Origin of the sequence: Kerstersia similis (assembly GCF_965139615.1) — a bacterium.
GTDB lineage: Bacteria > Pseudomonadota > Gammaproteobacteria > Burkholderiales > Burkholderiaceae_B > Kerstersia > Kerstersia similis.
The window spans coordinates 97,576-113,477 of the sequence record NZ_CBCSIQ010000011.1 but is presented as its reverse complement, the minus strand read 5'-3'; the positions used below and the strand labels follow the sequence as shown (position 1 = coordinate 113,477).

The 15,902-nt window shown below is 64.0% G+C and carries 12 protein-coding genes; 6 read left to right on the top strand and 6 right to left on the bottom strand.

All coding sequences use genetic code 11. The features are described from left to right. Positions 1-22 precede the first annotated feature (22 nt). Genes ACNA1V_RS08995 through ACNA1V_RS08980 form a run of 4 tightly spaced genes read left to right on the top strand, consistent with a single transcriptional unit; the run spans position 23 to position 8,978 of the window. Positions 23-1,228 (top strand): MdtA/MuxA family multidrug efflux RND transporter periplasmic adaptor subunit, encoded by a 1,206-nt coding sequence (locus ACNA1V_RS08995; RefSeq protein ID WP_415833264.1) that lies wholly within the window; start codon positions 23-25, stop codon positions 1,226-1,228. Between the two features lie 5 nt (positions 1,229-1,233). Beyond that, positions 1,234-4,362 (top strand): multidrug efflux RND transporter permease subunit, encoded by a 3,129-nt coding sequence (locus ACNA1V_RS08990; RefSeq protein ID WP_415833253.1) that lies wholly within the window; start codon positions 1,234-1,236, stop codon positions 4,360-4,362. 2 nt (positions 4,363-4,364) lie between these two features. Further along, complete coding sequence (locus ACNA1V_RS08985; RefSeq protein ID WP_415833263.1) at positions 4,365-7,442, top strand: efflux RND transporter permease subunit; 3,078 nt, start codon at positions 4,365-4,367, stop codon at positions 7,440-7,442. A 33-nt stretch (positions 7,443-7,475) separates the two neighbouring features. After that, positions 7,476-8,978 (top strand): efflux transporter outer membrane subunit, encoded by a 1,503-nt coding sequence (locus ACNA1V_RS08980; RefSeq protein WP_415833252.1) that lies wholly within the window; start codon positions 7,476-7,478, stop codon positions 8,976-8,978. A gap of 106 nt (positions 8,979-9,084) precedes the next feature. Here the strand turns inward: ACNA1V_RS08980 and zapD are convergent, their stop codons facing one another. The 3 genes from zapD to ACNA1V_RS08965 all read right to left on the bottom strand — a co-directional run bounded on the left by zapD (position 9,085) and on the right by ACNA1V_RS08965 (position 11,440). Further along, complete coding sequence (gene zapD, locus ACNA1V_RS08975) at positions 9,085-9,840, bottom strand: cell division protein ZapD (RefSeq protein WP_415833251.1); 756 nt, start codon at positions 9,838-9,840, stop codon at positions 9,085-9,087. 185 nt (positions 9,841-10,025) lie between these two features. After that, positions 10,026-10,697 (bottom strand): dephospho-CoA kinase, encoded by a 672-nt coding sequence (gene coaE, locus ACNA1V_RS08970; protein WP_415833250.1) that lies wholly within the window; start codon positions 10,695-10,697, stop codon positions 10,026-10,028. Further along, positions 10,694-11,440: a prepilin peptidase gene (locus tag ACNA1V_RS08965; RefSeq protein WP_415833249.1), complete on the bottom strand. Its 747-nt coding sequence runs from the start codon at positions 11,438-11,440 to the stop codon at positions 10,694-10,696. Before ACNA1V_RS08965 ends, coaE begins: the two co-directional genes overlap by 4 nt. Before the next feature lie 128 nt (positions 11,441-11,568). On the opposite strand from ACNA1V_RS08965, the gene ACNA1V_RS08960 reads away from it, so the two are divergent. Together ACNA1V_RS08960 and ACNA1V_RS08955 are read left to right on the top strand one after the other, a co-directional pair. Beyond that, positions 11,569-12,360, top strand: coding sequence for a copper resistance protein NlpE N-terminal domain-containing protein (locus ACNA1V_RS08960; RefSeq protein ID WP_415833248.1), 792 nt, complete (start codon positions 11,569-11,571; stop codon positions 12,358-12,360). A gap of 165 nt (positions 12,361-12,525) precedes the next feature. Beyond that, entirely contained in the window at positions 12,526-13,896 is a 1,371-nt protein-coding gene (locus tag ACNA1V_RS08955) for an MFS transporter (protein ID WP_415833247.1), read from the top strand. Positions 13,897-14,035: 139 nt separating this feature from the next. Here the strand turns inward: ACNA1V_RS08955 and cyoE are convergent, their stop codons facing one another. The 3 genes from cyoE to cyoC are packed head-to-tail and all read right to left on the bottom strand — an operon-like array spanning position 14,036 to position 15,902. After that, positions 14,036-14,893 (bottom strand): heme o synthase, encoded by an 858-nt coding sequence (gene cyoE, locus ACNA1V_RS08950; protein WP_415833246.1) that lies wholly within the window; start codon positions 14,891-14,893, stop codon positions 14,036-14,038. Between the two features lie 23 nt (positions 14,894-14,916). Then, positions 14,917-15,267 carry a cytochrome o ubiquinol oxidase subunit IV gene (gene cyoD / locus ACNA1V_RS08945; RefSeq protein ID WP_415833245.1) on the bottom strand — a complete coding sequence of 117 codons (351 nt, stop codon included), beginning with the start codon at positions 15,265-15,267 and terminating at the stop codon, positions 14,917-14,919. After that, positions 15,267-15,902 carry a cytochrome o ubiquinol oxidase subunit III gene (gene cyoC / locus ACNA1V_RS08940; RefSeq protein WP_415833244.1) on the bottom strand — a complete coding sequence of 212 codons (636 nt, stop codon included), beginning with the start codon at positions 15,900-15,902 and terminating at the stop codon, positions 15,267-15,269. The genes cyoD and cyoC overlap by 1 nt, the downstream gene beginning before the upstream one ends.

The window sequence follows — 15,902 nt, the reverse complement described above, 5'->3', positions numbered from 1 at the left end:
GCCCACGACCCGCCTCCCTGCCATGAGCCCGCCGCGCCCTCCTCGCAACCGCCTGCTCCGGCTGCTGCTGCTCGTTGTCATCCTGGCAGCGGCAGCTGCTGTGCTCTGGCGCTATGTCATTGCCCCGCCCGCACCGCCACCCAGCGGATTCTCCAGCTGGAACCTGCCTGCGCCGGTACGGTTGGCTCCCGTGCGCCAGGAAGCCCTGAGCGAATGGATACGTGCCATCGGTACCGTCACGCCGCTCAATACCGTCACCGTGCGCAGCCGTGTCGATGGCGAACTGGTGGAAGTCGCCTTCCGCGAAGGCCAGTACGTCAAGCAAGGCGATGTCCTCGCACGTATCGACCCGGCACCTTACCGGATCGCGCTGTCGGAAGCCGAAGGCCAGCTGCAACAGAACACGGCCCAGTTGCGCAATGCCGAGCTGAAACTGCAACGCTACCAGACGCTGTTCAAACAGGACTCCATCGCCCGCCAGGAGCTGGATAGCCAGCAGGCGCTGGCGCAGCAGTACAAGGGCACCATACGCATCGACCAGGCGCGTGTCGATAATGCCCGGCTGCAGCTTTCCTATACCACCATTACCGCCCCCATCTCGGGCCGCATCGGCTTGCGTCAGGTCGATGCCGGAAATCTGGTGCGCGCCAGCGACAGCACAGGCATGGCCGTCATCACCCAGATGCAGCCGATTTCCGTGGTGTTCTCCATTCCCGAGAACCGCTTGCCCGCCTTGCTTGAAGCCATGCACGGCGGCACGACGCTGGCCGTGGAAGCCTGGGATCGCAATGACCAGACGCTACTGGCACGCGGCACGCTGGGCACCTTGGACAACCGCATAGATACCGCCACTGGCACCCTCAAGTTGCGCGCCGATTTCGCCAACACCGACGAAACGCTGTTTCCCAACCAGTTCGTCAATGTACGCCTGCGCCTGGCGACCCTGCCCGACGCCCTGACCATCCCGACCGATGCCGTGCAGTATGGCGCGCGCGGCGCCTACGTCTATCTGGTCGATGACGCGCACAAGGCCTATATCCGCCCCGTGAAGCTGGGTATTTCCGACGATGGCCGCATTGCCGTGCTCGACGGCCTGAGTGCCGGGGATGATGTCGTGCTGGAAGGCCTGGATCGCCTGCGCGAAGGCCGCGACGTCCGTATTGTCGATGAATCCGGCGGCACGGTTGGGGCACCGGCAGGGCAACAGCGTCCGGATCCGCGCCGGTAAGGCTCATGAACCTGTCATCGCCCTTCATCCAGCGGCCCGTTGCGACCACGCTGCTGATGATCGCCATGCTGCTCTCCGGCCTGATGGCCTGGCGCCTGCTGCCAGTCGCCGCCCTGCCGCAGGTGGACTACCCCATCATCCAGGTATTCACCTATTACCCCGGTGCCGGCCCGGATATCACCACCAGCGCCATCACGGCGCCGCTCGAACGGCGCCTGGGCCAGATTCCCGGCTTGCAGCAAATGTCCTCCGCCAGCGGCAGCGGTGCCTCCGTCATCACGCTCAAGTTCTCGCTGGATCTGGACATGAGCGTGGCGGAGCAGGAGGTTCAGGCGGCGCTGAGCGCAGCCGGCAATCTGCTGCCCCGGGATCTGCCCGCGCCCCCCGTCTATCGCAAGGTCAATCCGGCCGACACGCCCATCCTGACACTGGCAATCACTTCGCCCACCATGCCTCTGCCGGATCTCTACGATCTGGTCGATACCCGCATGGCGCAACAACTGGCCCAGATCAACGGTGTCGGCATGGTCAGCCTGGCAGGCGGCCAGCGGCCAGCCATCCGCGTGCAGGTCAATCCGGCGGCCCTGGCATCTTACGGGCTTGATATGGCCGCCGTCCGCAGCGCCATCGCTGCGGCCAACGCCAACCAGCCCAAAGGCCGCTTCGACGGGCCGCTGCGTACCGTCATGATGAGCGCCAACGACCAAATGCGCAGCCCCGACGACTACCGCGCCCTGATCCTGACATGGCAGGATGGTGCGCCGCTGCGGCTGGGCGACATTGCCGAGATCATCTCCGGCCCGGAAGACAGCCGCCTGGCTGCCTGGTCCGGCGAATTGCCCGCGGTATTGCTCAATATCCAGCGCCAGCCTGGTGCCAATGTCATCGAAGTCGTGGATCGCATCCAGGCATTGCTGCCACAACTGACCGCCGGCCTGCCGGCCAGCGTGGATGTCACGGTCCTGACGGACCGCACCCAGAATATCCGCGCCGCCGTACGCCATGTCCTGCAGGAACTCATGCTGGCCATTGTCCTGGTCGTGCTGGTCACGCTGCTGTTCCTGCGCAATGCCGCCGCCACGCTGATTCCCAGCCTGGCCGTACCGCTGTCGCTGATCGGCACCTTCGGCGTGATCTATCTGGCGGGCTTTTCCATCAATACCCTGACGCTGATGGCGCTGACCATCGCCACGGGCTTTGTGGTGGACGATGCCATCGTCATGCTGGAAAACATCGCCCGCCACCGCGAGCAGGGCGCGTCCCCTATGCAAGCCGCGCTCAAAGGCGCCCGCCAGATCGGCTTCACGCTGGTTTCCCTGACGGTTTCACTGATTGCCGTACTGATTCCGCTGCTATTCATGCAAGGGGTAGTAGGCCGGCTGTTCCATGAATTCGCCATTACCCTGGCCATTGCCATTTTCATTTCGCTGTTGGTCTCCCTGACCCTCACACCCATGATGTGCGCCCGCATGCTGCCCGAACCGGCGCCGCATCATGGCCACGAACGCCGTGACTGGCTTTCCGGCCTGATCCAGCGCTATGGACAGGCCCTGGACTGGGTGCTGCGCCACCAGACCGCCACGCTGCTATTCACCCTGGGCACCATGGTGGCAACCGTTGCCCTGTATCTCTGGACACCCAAGGGCTTTTTCCCGGTACAGGACAGCGGCGCCGTCCTGGCCATCACGGAAGCGCCGCAAACGGTGTCGTTCGCCAGCATGGCGCAACGCCAGCAGGAGCTGGCGGGTGCGCTGCTGCAGGATCCGGATGTGGAAAGCCTGTCCTCCTTCATCGGCGTGGATGGCACCAACAACACGCTCAACAGCGGCCGCATCCAGATCAACCTCAAGCCCTACGCCGAACGTGAAGGCAGCCTGCAGGACACCCTGGATCGCCTGGCCCGTTACGCCGACAACGTCGAGGGCATCCAGGCCTGGTTCCAACCCATCCAGGAACTGACCATCGACGACCGGATCAGCCGCACCCAGTACCAGATGACGCTGACCTCTCCCAGCCTGGATGAGTTGGAAGAATGGGCGCCCCGGCTGATCGACCGGCTGCGCGAGCTGCCGCAATTGGCGGATGTCTCCGCCGACCTGCAGAACGATGGCTTGCAGGCCTACATCGACATTGACCGTGATGCGGCCGCGCGCCTGGGCATCACCATCAGCGCCATTGATGCCGCGCTCTATGACGCCTATGCCCAGCGCCAGGTCAGCACGCTGTTCACCCAGAACAATCAGTACCGCATCGTGCTGGGCGTGCTGCCCGGTTTCGCCACGGAACCCGCCGACCTCGGGCGCCTCTATGTCGCCAGCGCTACCGGCACCCCCGTCCCGCTGGCCAGCATCGCGCGGATCAGCGAACGCCGGGCACCCGTGCTGATTTCCCATGTCGGCCAATTTCCCGCTACCACCATTTCTTTCAACCTTGCGCCCGGCGCCTCCCTGGGTGCGGCGGTCGCGGCCATCAACCAGGCACAACAGGAAATCGGCCTGCCCGCCTCGGTGGACGCTCGCTTTGCCGGTGCGGCAGAAGCGTTTTCCGAATCGCTGGCCAATACGCTGTGGCTGATCCTGGCAGCCGTCGTCACGATGTATATCGTGCTGGGCATTCTCTACGAAAGCGCCATCCACCCCATCACCATCCTGTCCACCCTGCCCTCGGCAGCGGTAGGCGCGCTGCTGGCGCTGCTGCTCACAGGCGGCGAACTCGACCTGATCGCCATTATCGGCATCATCCTGCTGATCGGCCTGGTGAAGAAAAACGGCATCATGATGATTGATTTCGCGCTGGATGCCGAACGCAACAGCGGGCTGACGCCGACTCAGGCAATACGCAGCGCCGCGCTGCAACGCTTCCGCCCCATCCTGATGACCACCCTGGCTGCCTTGTTCGGCGCCGTCCCCCTGATGTTCGCCAGCGGCGCTGGCGCAGAACTGCGGCAGCCGCTGGGGGTCGTCATGGTCGGTGGCCTGATGGTCAGCCAGGTGCTCACCATTTTCACGACCCCGGTCATTTATCTCTTCTTTGATCGCCTGACCGGCAGCCATCGGCGGTCGAACGCCAACGCAGCGCCCCGCAAGCCGGCCCACCTGCCTGACGATCCGCCGGACGGGGGCCGGCAGGCGTGAACCTGGCGCGTCCTTTTGTCCAACGGCCCATTGCCAGCATTCTGATTGCCGTGGCAATACTGCTGCTGGGCCTGCTGGCGGGCCGGCTGATGCCTGTCGCCCCGCTGCCCGCCGTGGATTTCCCCGCCATCATGGTACGCGCCAGCCTGCCCGGCGCAGACCCGGAAAGCATGGCAGCAACGGTTGCCGCGCCACTGGAACGCGCCTTCGGCAGCATTTCCGGCGTCAGCAGCATGACCTCGCGCAGCGAACAGGGTGGCACCAGCATCCTGCTGCAGTTCGACCTGTCCCGCAATATCAATGACGCCGCCCGCGACGTACAGGCCGCCATCAATACCGCCCAGGGTGAGTTGCCGGCCGGCATGCCGCAATTGCCCAGCTACTTCAAGATCAACCCGTCCCAGGCGCCTATCCTGGTACTGGCGCTCAGCTCGCCCAATCTGTCGCCCGGGCAACTGTATGATGTCGCGGCGACGGTGCTGGCGCAGAAGATCGCCCAGATACAAGGCGTGAGCGAAGTTTCCGTCGATGGCGCCGCCCTGCCTGCCATCCGCGTACAGCTGAACCCCCAGGCGCTCGCGCACAGCGGCATCGCCCTGGATGAAGTCCGCCAGGCGCTCTCGAATGCCAATCCGCTGCAGCCCAGGGGCATCATCGAAAACGATAAGCTGCGCTGGCAGGTGCAAAGTGCCGACCAGCAGAAAGAAGCGGCGCAGTATCAGGATCTGGTGATCCGCTACCAGGATGGCGCGGCCCTGCGCCTGGCCGACATTGCGACCGTCACCGATTCCGTGGAAGACCGCTATACCAGCGGCTTTCACAATCACAACCCGGCAGTCATCCTGATGGTCAGCCGCCAACCCGGCGCCAATATTGTGGCCACCATCGCCGATATCCGCGCCCAGCTGCCCGCCTTGCAGGCGCTGATCCCCTCGGACGCCACCCTGACCGTCGTTGCTGACCGCTCGCCCGGCATCCATGCGACCCTGCGCGAAGCCGGCCTCACCCTGCTGATCGCCTCTGCGCTGGTTGTCGTCGTCATTCTGGGCTTTCTCGGCAGCTGGCGGGCAGCATTGATCCCCAGCGTCGCCATTCCCATTTCCCTGGTCGGTGCCCTGGCCATCATTTATCTCTACGGCTTCTCGCTGAACAACCTCTCGGTCATGGCGCTGATCGTGGCGGCAGGGCTGGTCGTCGATGATGCCATCGTCGTCATGGAAAACATCCAGCGCCACATCGAGCGCGGCATGGCGCCACTGCCGGCGGCGATTCGCGGCGCCGGGGAAATGGGCTTTACCCTGCTAGCCATGAACCTGGCGCTCATCATGGTATTTGTCGCCATCCTCGCGCTGGGCGGCATGATCGAACGCTTCTTCCGCGAATTTTCCATTACCCTGGCGGCCGCGGTTCTGGTGTCATTGTTCCTGTCCCTCAGCCTGACACCCAGCCTGTGCGCACAATTGCTGCCCGGCCGCAGCGCCTCCGGCACGCAGCCGCGCCAGGCCGCCTGGCATGACAGGCTGTTCGCCCGTGTCCGGCAGCAATACGGCATCAGCCTGCGCTGGAGCCTGCGCCACCAGCCGCTGGCCCTGCTGGTGCTGGTCGGAGCCATGGCCCTGACGGTCGTGCTGTTCGCGGCTGCCCCCAAGGGATTTCTGCCCCAGCAGGATACCGGCCAATTGCAGGGTTTCATCCGCGGCGACGACGGTGCCTCCTTCCATGTCATGCAACCCAAGATCGAGCAATACCGCCACTTGCTGGTCAACGACCCGGCCATTGCCGATGTCATCGGCACCAGCGGCGGCGGAACGGGTGTCAGCAATGGGCGGCTGCTGATACGGCTCAAACCCCTGGGCGAACGCACCGAAACCGCCAATGAAGTGGTCAACCGCCTGCGCACCCAGCAGCCAGTCATTCCGTCCGGCATGCTGTTCCTGGCCGTGGATCAGGACATCAACCTGCCACGCTCCATGGGTAGCTCCGGCGACTATGAGTTGACCCTGCTGTCCGGCGACCTGGATTTGCTGCGCACCTGGGCACCACGGGTGCGTGAAGCGCTCATGGATACCCCCGAGCTGGTCGATATTTCACCCAGCAACAGCGATCGCACCCAGCAGATCAATCTGGAAATCGACCGCGAAGCCGCCCGCCAGCTGGGCGTGGACATGGAAGCCATCGCCGCCACGCTCAGCAACGCCTTCAGCCAGCGTCAGGTCGCCACGCTGTATAGCCCCCTGAACCAGTACCGCATCGTCATGGAACTGGATCCGCGCTATACCGGCAGGCCGGAAACCCTGGACCAGCTGCATGTGCTGGCGCGTGATGGCCGGCGCGTACCGCTCAGCGCCTTCGCCCGCTACGACTACAGCATGGTGCGTGACCGGGTGAACCATGACGGCGCCTTTGCTGCCGAAAACATCAGCTTCTCGCTTGCCGATGGCGTGTCGCTGGATACCGCCATGGCAGCCATTGACCGTACGCTGGGGGAAATCATGCTGCCCAATGAGGTGCAGGCCCGCCTGGGAGGCAATGCCGGCATGTTCCAGAGCAGCATGGATACACAACCCTTGTTGTTGCTAGGCGTACTGATCGCCGTGTATCTGGTGCTGGGCATCCTGTACGAAAGCGCCCTGCACCCGCTCACCATTCTTTCCACCCTGCCCTCTGCCGGCCTGGGCGCATTCCTGGCCTTGCGCGCCACGCAAACGGAATTCACCCTGATTGCCTTGCTGGGCCTGTTCCTGTTGATCGGCATGGTCATGAAAAATGCCATCCTGATGGTGGATTTCGCCCTCGTCGCGCAACGTCGCGGCGTTGCCGCGGCCCCTGCCATCTATGCCGCAGCCTGCCAGCGTCTGCGTCCCATCCTGATGACCAATATGGCAGGCCTGCTGGGCGCGCTGCCGCTCGCGATGGGCTCGGGAGACGGCGCGGAAATGCGGCAACCGCTGGGCATTGCCATTGTCGGCGGCCTGGCCATCAGCCAGTTGGTCACCCTGTACACCACGCCCGCCGTTTATTTGCTGATGGATCGCCTGAAACAGTGGCGGAGCCGTCCGGCACCCGCCGCCCGGCGCTGATATGATGTGCTCGCCTTCTTCGGATCTGCCTGTATGGTTCCTATGCTTCCACGCTCCCAAGCCTCCAGCTGCCCCTCCCTGCCGCCCGCAACTCGCCCCGGCTTGGCCGACCGCCGCTTGCCTGGCGCGCGCTGGCTGACGGCGCTGGCGGCGCTGGTTCTGGCAGGCTGCGTCAACGGTCCGGATTACCATCGCCCGGCAGCGCTGGAAGATATGCCGGCGACCTTTCGCCAGCTCGATGGCTGGCGTACGGCCGCACCCGGCCTGCCCCTGAGCGACACGGCCTGGTGGCAGCGCTACCAGGATCCGGTGCTGACAGATCTGCTGATCCGCATCGACAGCCATAACCAGAATCTGCTGCAAGCGGAGGCCCGCCTGCGCCAGGCCGATGCCCTGATCGGCCGCGCCCGTGCCGCCGGCCTGCCAACGGCAGGCGCCAACGCCGGCTATACCCGCAGCACCGGTGGCACAGACAACTACACCACCGGCCTGAACATTTCCTGGCTACCCGACCTCTGGGGCCGCGTGCAACGCGATGAAGAAGCCGCACAAGCTGCCGCGCAAGCCAGCGAAGCCGATGTCGCCGCCGTGCGCCTGGGCTTGCAATCCAACCTTGCGCAAGCCTATTTCCGCCTGATCACCCTGGACCGCCAAGCAGAATTGCTGGCGGCCACTGAACAGGCCTATGTACGCGCCGCAGAACTGACACGCAACCAGTACGAAGCCGGCATCAGCGCCAGGGCCGATGTCGTCCTAGCGGAAACCCAGCTTGAACAGGTTCGGGCCCAGCGCTACAACATCGCCTGGCAGCGCGCCCAGAACGAGCACGCCATCGCCGTCCTGGCTGGCGCAGCGCCCTCTACGCTGCAACTTGCTCCCCGGCAAGCCTTGCCCGCGCTGCCGCCCTTGCCGGAAGCCCTGCCTGCCACTCTGCTGGAGCGGCGCCCTGACATTGCCGTGGCGGAACGCAATATGGCCGCTGCCAATGCCCGCATCGGCGTCGCGGCCAGCGCCTGGTTCCCGGATCTCACCCTGAGCACCTCGGGCGGATTCCAGCACAACAGCCTGAATCATTGGCTGACCGCCCCCAGCCGCGTCTGGTCGCTGGGCCCGGCCCTGGCACTGACGCTTTTCGATGGCGGCGCGCGGCAGGCCACACTGGAACATGCGGAGGCTGCCTACGACGAACAGGTCGCGCGCTACCGCCAGACCGTGCTGGAAGCATTGCGCGAAACCGAGGATGCCCTGGCCGCGCTGCGCACCCGCGCACAGGAAATCGAGCGTCAGGAAAAAGTGGTGGCCCTGGCAGAAGAAAACCTGAGGCTCGTCATGAATCGCTACCAGGCCGGGATTGTCACTTACCTGGAAGTGACGACCGCCCAGACCACTGAGCTCAATGCCCGCAACACCCTGTTCGCGCTGCAAGGTGAGCAGCTGGCTGCCAGCGTCCAGCTGATCGCCGCACTCGGCGGCGGCTGGTCGGATAGCACCTTGCAGCCCGAGCCCGCCGCCACACCGCCAGACCAGGCATCCTGACATCGGCAAACGGGCCGGGCTAGGTTCGGTAGGCTTGAATCGGGTTGGTTGGGTTCAGCAGGCCAACCCGGACCCGCCGACATTGGCGGCACGCTGCCCGCGCAGCCTATACCCCCAGGCACAACGCCAGTTTGAACCTGACGTCGCGTTGCAGCTGCTGCGGCCGCAAGCTGCCTTCCTGCGTGGAGAAACGCACCCAGATCATGTGCTTGTTGGCGCTGATATCCGGAAAGACCCCGTCGCTGCTATCAACCCAGACACGCAGCAGGTGACCCGCCTTGCCATGCAGCATCTGCCGGTACGCCCCCGCATGCGCCACCTCTTCCTGGATTTCCCCGCCCCGGCGCAATAAATCCAGCAGCAGATCCAGCGCCTCGCGCATCACGGAAAAAGGTGCGATCCAATGCTGCAAATCTGCGCAACGCGCCGCCTCGTCCTTGGCCTGCCAGGCACGATAGGACGGCATATCCACATGCGTCGTCCCGCCCAGCACGGCCATGCGGCCTCGCAAACTGGCCAGCCATTCGTTTTCACGCAACAGCTGGCTGGCCCGCGGCTGGCGAAACAGCTGCCCGGCCACCCGCTCCAGCGCCGCCAGTGTTTCATCCAGCACTTCGGGCGCGACATCCGGGTGCTCGCGCAGTGCCAGCAGCGCCTGGCGCTGCCGCTCGATATCCTGCAGCAGCCCGCCTTTCAGGTCAGTGCGTTCCGTCGCTTCGATCAGTTCGAACAAGGCACCCATGGCCTGTTGATGCAGGCGTGAATCACCGGGCTGGGAAAAATAGAACAGGCGGTCGAACAGGGATTCCAGCCGCAGGAACGCGCGTATGCGTTCATTGAATGGGTATTCGTATAAAGTCACTCGCCTCGGCACCCCTGTTGTTCGGGCCGGCCTTGCCGGCTGATTCAACCCTCGCAATCCCAAGCATAAGCCAAGCTGCCGCGTCTTCGGCAGAATGTCCCAAAAAGCGTTCTTTTCCGTGGCACATCCTGCGACTGGCGCCGGATGCTTCGGGCAGAACACACCGCCTGGCGACTACCTGCCAACTACCGGCCAGCCTGCAGACTGGACATCCATTGCTCATGGACGCGACGCACGCGCTGTAGCAAGTCTGCTTCGGATGTCATCCCGTCATTCAGAATGACATCATGCGCAACCGCCAGGCGCTCATCGCGCGTCGCCTGTGCGTTCATGATACGCCTGATGGTTTCGGGCGTCAGCCCGCTGCGCGAACGGACCCTGGCGACTTGCGTCTCCGGGTCACAATCGACCACGCACACCCGGCCCACACGCTCACGCCAATCCCCGGACTCCACCAGCAGCGGCACAACAGCCACCCGGTACGAACCGGGCACCTGCGCCAGCTGGCGCTGTGTTTCGGCACGGATCATGGGATGCAGGATCGCTTCCAGCACCTGCCGTACGCCAGGATCGGCAAACACCTGCGCACGCATCCAGTCTCTATCCATGGCGCCATCCGGGCGCATGACCTGCGCGCCGAACTCGGCCCGCAACAGCGGCATCGCCGCCCCATCCGCTGCGGTCAGCTCGTGCGCCACCACATCGGTGTCCACCACGCCTGCGCCCCACTGCGCAAGCAGGGCGGCGACCTTGCTCTTGCCAGAACCAATGCCGCCGGTAAGCCCCAGTGTCAGCCGGTTCCCGCCAGTGTCGTCAGGCAGCCAAACCCCGGCTGCCACCTGTGCAGCATCTTTCATGGTGCCCCCATCCACAACAGTACGGCCGCGCCCGCCCAGGCCAGATGCACCCCGAAAGGCTGAGCAGTTCGCAGGCCGGCCCGCCGGGTTGCAATCAGCCACAGGCCATAGGCCAGGCCGGATACGGCGGCGATCAGGATCAGCTGCGGCAAGGCTGCCAGGCCAACCCACGCGCCCAGTGCCGCCAACAGCTTGAAATCCCCATGGCCCATGCCCTCACGCCCGGTGGCCAGGCGAAAACCGTGAAACAGCAGCCAGAGACAGCCATAGCCTGCCACCGCCCCCAGCAATGCATGGTGTAAAGGCACCCAGCCGGAGGCCAGATTGAACAGCAAGCCGGCCCACAGCAAAGGCTGCGTCAGGGTATCCGGCAACAGCATGTCGCGGGCGTCGATCATGGCTAGCAGCAACAGTGTCCACAGGCAAACCAGTATGCATAGCCCGCCCCAGTTCAAACCAAAGCGCCAGGCGCACAACTCCGCCAGCGCCACGGCGACAAGGAGCAGCACAGCCCGTGCCGGGCGCGCCAGCGGCTGCAAGGGCGGCGAGGCAAACCGATCCTGCACGCCAGGTTCCTGGCCCTGCTGCGCCTGCAGCCAATCCTGCGCGTGCCATGCCCATTCATGCTGCATGTGCCACGGCAGCCAGGCCGCCAGGCGCACGAGCAGCGGCGTCACGGCCAAGCCTGCCACCAACGGCAGCAGCCACGCGGCCCAAACGGGTAGATTCCATGTTTCCCACATGGTTTGGGATGATAACAGTGCATCCCCGCCGCCGAATGCGTAGAATTGTCACTTGAGACCTTCCTGTTTTGCCCATGCGGCACACGCCAGACTTGCGACACTGGCAAGCAGGAGCCTGCAGTCAGACCTTGAGCTTTTCACTGACCATCATGCGAACCATGCCCCTGCCATTCCGGCGCACCCGCCATGCCTTGACACCGCTCGCTGCCGTCTTCGGCGGCGCGCTGCTGCTGTCGGCCTGTGCCAGCAACCCCGACAGCGCCTACGCCCCCCGGACGGAAAACAGCGCGACCGACGCGCGCAACCAATACCAGGACTTCCGCGGCCGCGAAGCCGTGCGGGCGCCCAGCCAGCTGCAAATCTCGCTGGACCGCAGCAACATCCGGAAGAACACCCAAGCCAACGCCAGCGCCAGTGCAGCCGAAGCCGAAGCACAGGCGCAAAGCGGCGACACGCCGCCGGACATCGTCGCCGCGCCGGGCGATGGTCCTCCCGTCCTGCCCGAACCTGCCTACGAAGGCTCGCCCTGGCTGCGTGATACGCAAACCTACCTCGGTACCGTGCCCTGCTTTACGGGCGATGCCTCCTGCCGGGCGCAAAAGGTCACCCTGACCCTGTCTCCCAATGGCCGCTGGCGCAGCCGCACCATTACCATCGACCCGCCTTCCAATCCGCCGGAAACCTATACGGATCAGGGTTGCTGGCGTGCATCCGGGGAAAATCGCGAGCGCGTGACCCTCTACAACACCGAACGCACCCAATCCATCGCCAGCTTCAGCTTCAGCCATGGCAATGCGCTGATCCTGCGCCAGTTGCATGACCAGGGCAGCCGACTGACCTATCGCCTGTCGCGCCAGCCCGAAATCGACCCGATCAGTGAATTGGGCCAGACCGCACCGGATTGCCACGTCGTCCCCTGAGCGGCACCCGCAGCACGGCGCTGAATCATGCACGCAGCGCCTGAACCCTTCCCGGCGCGGCCTGCTGGCCGCGCCCATCGCCACCCTCCCGCCCGTCGCCCGACCCGCACCTGCGCGGCATGACATTGCGGCGGCTTTCTCCCTGCCTTATCGCTACACCGCTACATGTTCACCTTGCTCGCCACGGAAAAACGCGCACTCGCCGGTCTCTCCGGCATGTTCGCCATCCGCATGCTGGGGCTGTTCCTTGCCCTGCCCGTCCTGAGCCTTTATGCCGCCGACCTGCCGGGTGCCACCCCGGCGCTGATCGGCCTTGCCCTGGGCATCTACGGCATCACCCAGGCCGTGCTGCAAATTCCCTTCGGCCTGCTCTCCGACCGCTATGGCCGGAAATTCATGATAGCCATCGGCCTGGCCTTGTTCCTGGCAGGCAGCATCATCGCCGCCCAGGCCGAAAGCATGACGGGCCTGATCCTCGGGCGCGCACTGCAAGGCGCAGGTGCGGTATCCGGCGTCATCCTCGCCCTGCTGGCCGATCTCACCCGGGAATCCGTGCGCACGCCAGCCATGGCGCTGATCGGCCTATCGGTCGCCCTGTCTTTCGGGATTGCCATGACGGTTTCGCCCATCATTGCCGCCAATCATGGGCTTTCCGGCGTTTTCTGGTTCACGGCTGGGCTGGCTCTGCTGAGCCTGTTCGCCTTGTGGCGCATTGTCCCGGATGCCCCGCAGGCCGTTCGGCACCGCGACGTCTCCATGGATTTCGGCATGCTTGGCAGCACCCTGGCCCGGCCGGAGCTGCTGCGCCTGAATCTTTCCGTCTTTGTCCTGCATTTCACCCTGATGGCCGTCTTCATGGGCGTCCCCACCCTGCTGGAACAAAGCGGCACGCCCGCCGCACGCCACGGCTGGATCTATCTGCTGGTGATCATGCTCTCCATCCTGGCATTGATTCCGCTGATGACCCTGGCCGAGCGGCGCAACAAGGTGCGCGCCATCATGTTGCTGGCTATCGCGCTGACCACCGTAAGCACGGCAGCCATGGGGCAATTGCACAGCCACTATGGCGTCATTGCGCTGCTGTGGAGTTTCTTCATCGGTTTCAACCTGCTGGAAGCCATGCTGCCTTCCCTGCTGAGCAAACTGGCGCCTGCGGGCGCCAAAGGCACGGCCATGGGCGCCTACTCTACCTGCCAATTCCTGGGAACGTCCCTGGGCGCCATCCTGGGCGGCCGCCTGGCCCAAAGCTACGGGTTGGAAGCCATTTTCATGATGACCGCAGGCCTGGGCATTCTATGGTGGCTGCTCATGCTGGGCATGAAAGAACCGCCACGGGTTTCCGCCGCCACGCTACGTCTGCAGCAGCCGCTGGCAGAGGCAGACCTCCCGGCGCTGCAAGCGCGCCTGCAGGCCGTGCCCGGCGTGCAGGAAGTCATGCTGGCTGCCGGCGAATGCGTGGTCTATCTCAAGACGGAACGCGGCCAGTTCCAGCGTGCCGATGCCGCCGCCGCCCTCGGGGATCTGGCAGGCGAATAAAGACCCCTGGCCAAGCCCCTGCGGGCTGGCCGTGTCCAGACGCAAACCCGGGCTTGCCCCCTTTTGGAAGCACTATGAAAAAACGCTGCTGCCCGGCCGGGCAGCAGCGTTTTCTACTTCTGGCGCGCCTTCATGGCGCTCATACCGGCTGGTAATCCACCGCCAGCGCTATGCAGAGCACCACGACAATGATGATGGAGATCCAGAACACGCGTCGCGCCCAGGCATTGATGTCCTTCGTGCGCCAGCCTTGCAGACTCACCCATAACCAGTAAAGCGACATCCCGCCGACTGCCACGGTATAGATCCAGCCGACATAGCCTGCCAGCGGCAACGTGAAAACCGATAGCAGGAACAGCACCACGAAACCGACGATATGGCGCCGCGCGGCGTCCACCCCCAGTTTCACCGGCAGCACCGGCACACCCGCCACCCGATAATCGGCATGCCGGAAAATACCGATGGCGTAGGAATGCGGCACTTGCCAAAGGCAGAAGATCAGCAACAGGAACCAGGCGCCGGCATCCAGCTGGCCACGCACTGCCAGATACCCGATGACGGGCGGCGCAGCACCGGAAAAACTGCCGAAAATCGTGGAAGACGCCCAGCGGCGCTTGGTGCAGAGGCTATACACGCCCACGTACACCACGAAACCTATCAGGGCGAAAACGAAGGCCAGAACGTTGGTCAGGCAATACAGAATCGCCAGGCCGGCCAGCCCGAGCAGCGTACCGTAAGCCAGGCCGGCGGGGCCGGAAATGCGCCCCACCACAAATGCCCGGTTGCGCGTACGCGTCATCCGGGCATCTATGTCCTGGTCGATGTAGTTGTTGAATACGCAGCCTGATGCAATGACCAGTGCGACACCCAACAAGGTGGACAGGAACAAAGCCCAGTCCACCTTTCCCTGCGAGGCCAGCAGGAAACCGCCAGCGACAGAAACCAGATTGCCGTAGATGATCCCGGGCTTCGTGACCTGCAGGTAGTCCTTAAGCATTACACGACTTCGAATCAGCCCGCTTAATACACCATCATGTTGTCATGCACGTGGATCATGATCCAGATGGAGCCAACAACAACGATGAATAGCGTGATGACCGTGTAAATGAAAGCCATCGAGTTCCAGAGCTGCCCGGAGGACGTGCTCAGGTGCAGGAAGAAAACCACCTGAACCAACACCTGCAGGATGGCGCATACGCCCAGAACCGCGAGCAGGGCACCATTACCCAGGATGTGATTGCCTGCCACCCGCTCCATCACCAGCCAGAACGGAATGGCCGTGAAGATGACGGACAGAATGAAGCCGAGGATATACGACTTGGTATTGCCGTGGCTGGCGCCGAAGGAATCGACATGATTGTCGTGAGCCATCAGAGCACTCCAAACAGGTAAACAAAGGTAAAGACGCAGACCCAGACGATGTCCAGGAAGTGCCAGAACAGGCTGAAGCAGCTCAAGCGCGTGTAGTTCGTCGCCGTCACACCCTTGGTCTTGACCTGATGCATCAGAACCAGGATCCAGAGCAGACCGATGGTCACGTGCAGACCGTGCGTACCGACCAGCGTGAAGAACGCCGACAGGAAGGCGCTGCGATCCGGGCCGTAGCCTTCGGAGATCAGATGGCGGAACTCATAGAGTTCGATGGCAACGAAGCCCGCACCCAGCAGGAAGGTGATGAACAGCCAGAACACCACGCCGTTGACGGCCTTCTGGCCGCCTTTGTGGCGGGCCAGCATGGCCAGGCCGGAGCTCAGGCTGCTGACCAGCAGGAACGCGGTATTGAGCAGGATCAGGTCCAGGTTGCCGCTGAAGACTTCCTTGCTGGTGGGGCCATCAGCGAAACTGCGGCCCAGCACAGCATAGACAGCGAACAAGCATCCGAAGATGATCAAGTCCGTCATCAGGTAGATCCAGAAGCCCAGAACCGTGTTCTCGCCACTGTCGTGGTGCGCATGGTCGTCATGACCGCCATGCGCCGCATTGTTTTTCAGGACATCACTAGACAT

Coding starts and splice junctions, on each gene's coding strand:
- ACNA1V_RS08995 (WP_415833264.1), top strand. CDS start 23: ATGAGCCCGCCGCGCCCTCCTCGCAACCGCCTGCTCCGGCTGCTGCTG.
- ACNA1V_RS08990 (WP_415833253.1), top strand. CDS start 1,234: ATGAACCTGTCATCGCCCTTCATCCAGCGGCCCGTTGCGACCACGCTG.
- ACNA1V_RS08980 (WP_415833252.1), top strand. CDS start 7,476: ATGGTTCCTATGCTTCCACGCTCCCAAGCCTCCAGCTGCCCCTCCCTG.
- coaE (WP_415833250.1), bottom strand. CDS start 10,697: ATGAAAGATGCTGCACAGGTGGCAGCCGGGGTTTGGCTGCCTGACGAC.
- ACNA1V_RS08965 (WP_415833249.1), bottom strand. CDS start 11,440: ATGTGGGAAACATGGAATCTACCCGTTTGGGCCGCGTGGCTGCTGCCG.
- ACNA1V_RS08955 (WP_415833247.1), top strand. CDS start 12,526: ATGTTCACCTTGCTCGCCACGGAAAAACGCGCACTCGCCGGTCTCTCC.
- cyoE (WP_415833246.1), bottom strand. CDS start 14,893: ATGCTTAAGGACTACCTGCAGGTCACGAAGCCCGGGATCATCTACGGC.
- cyoD (WP_415833245.1), bottom strand. CDS start 15,267: ATGGCTCACGACAATCATGTCGATTCCTTCGGCGCCAGCCACGGCAAT.
- cyoC (WP_415833244.1), bottom strand. CDS start 15,902: ATGTCTAGTGATGTCCTGAAAAACAATGCGGCGCATGGCGGTCATGAC.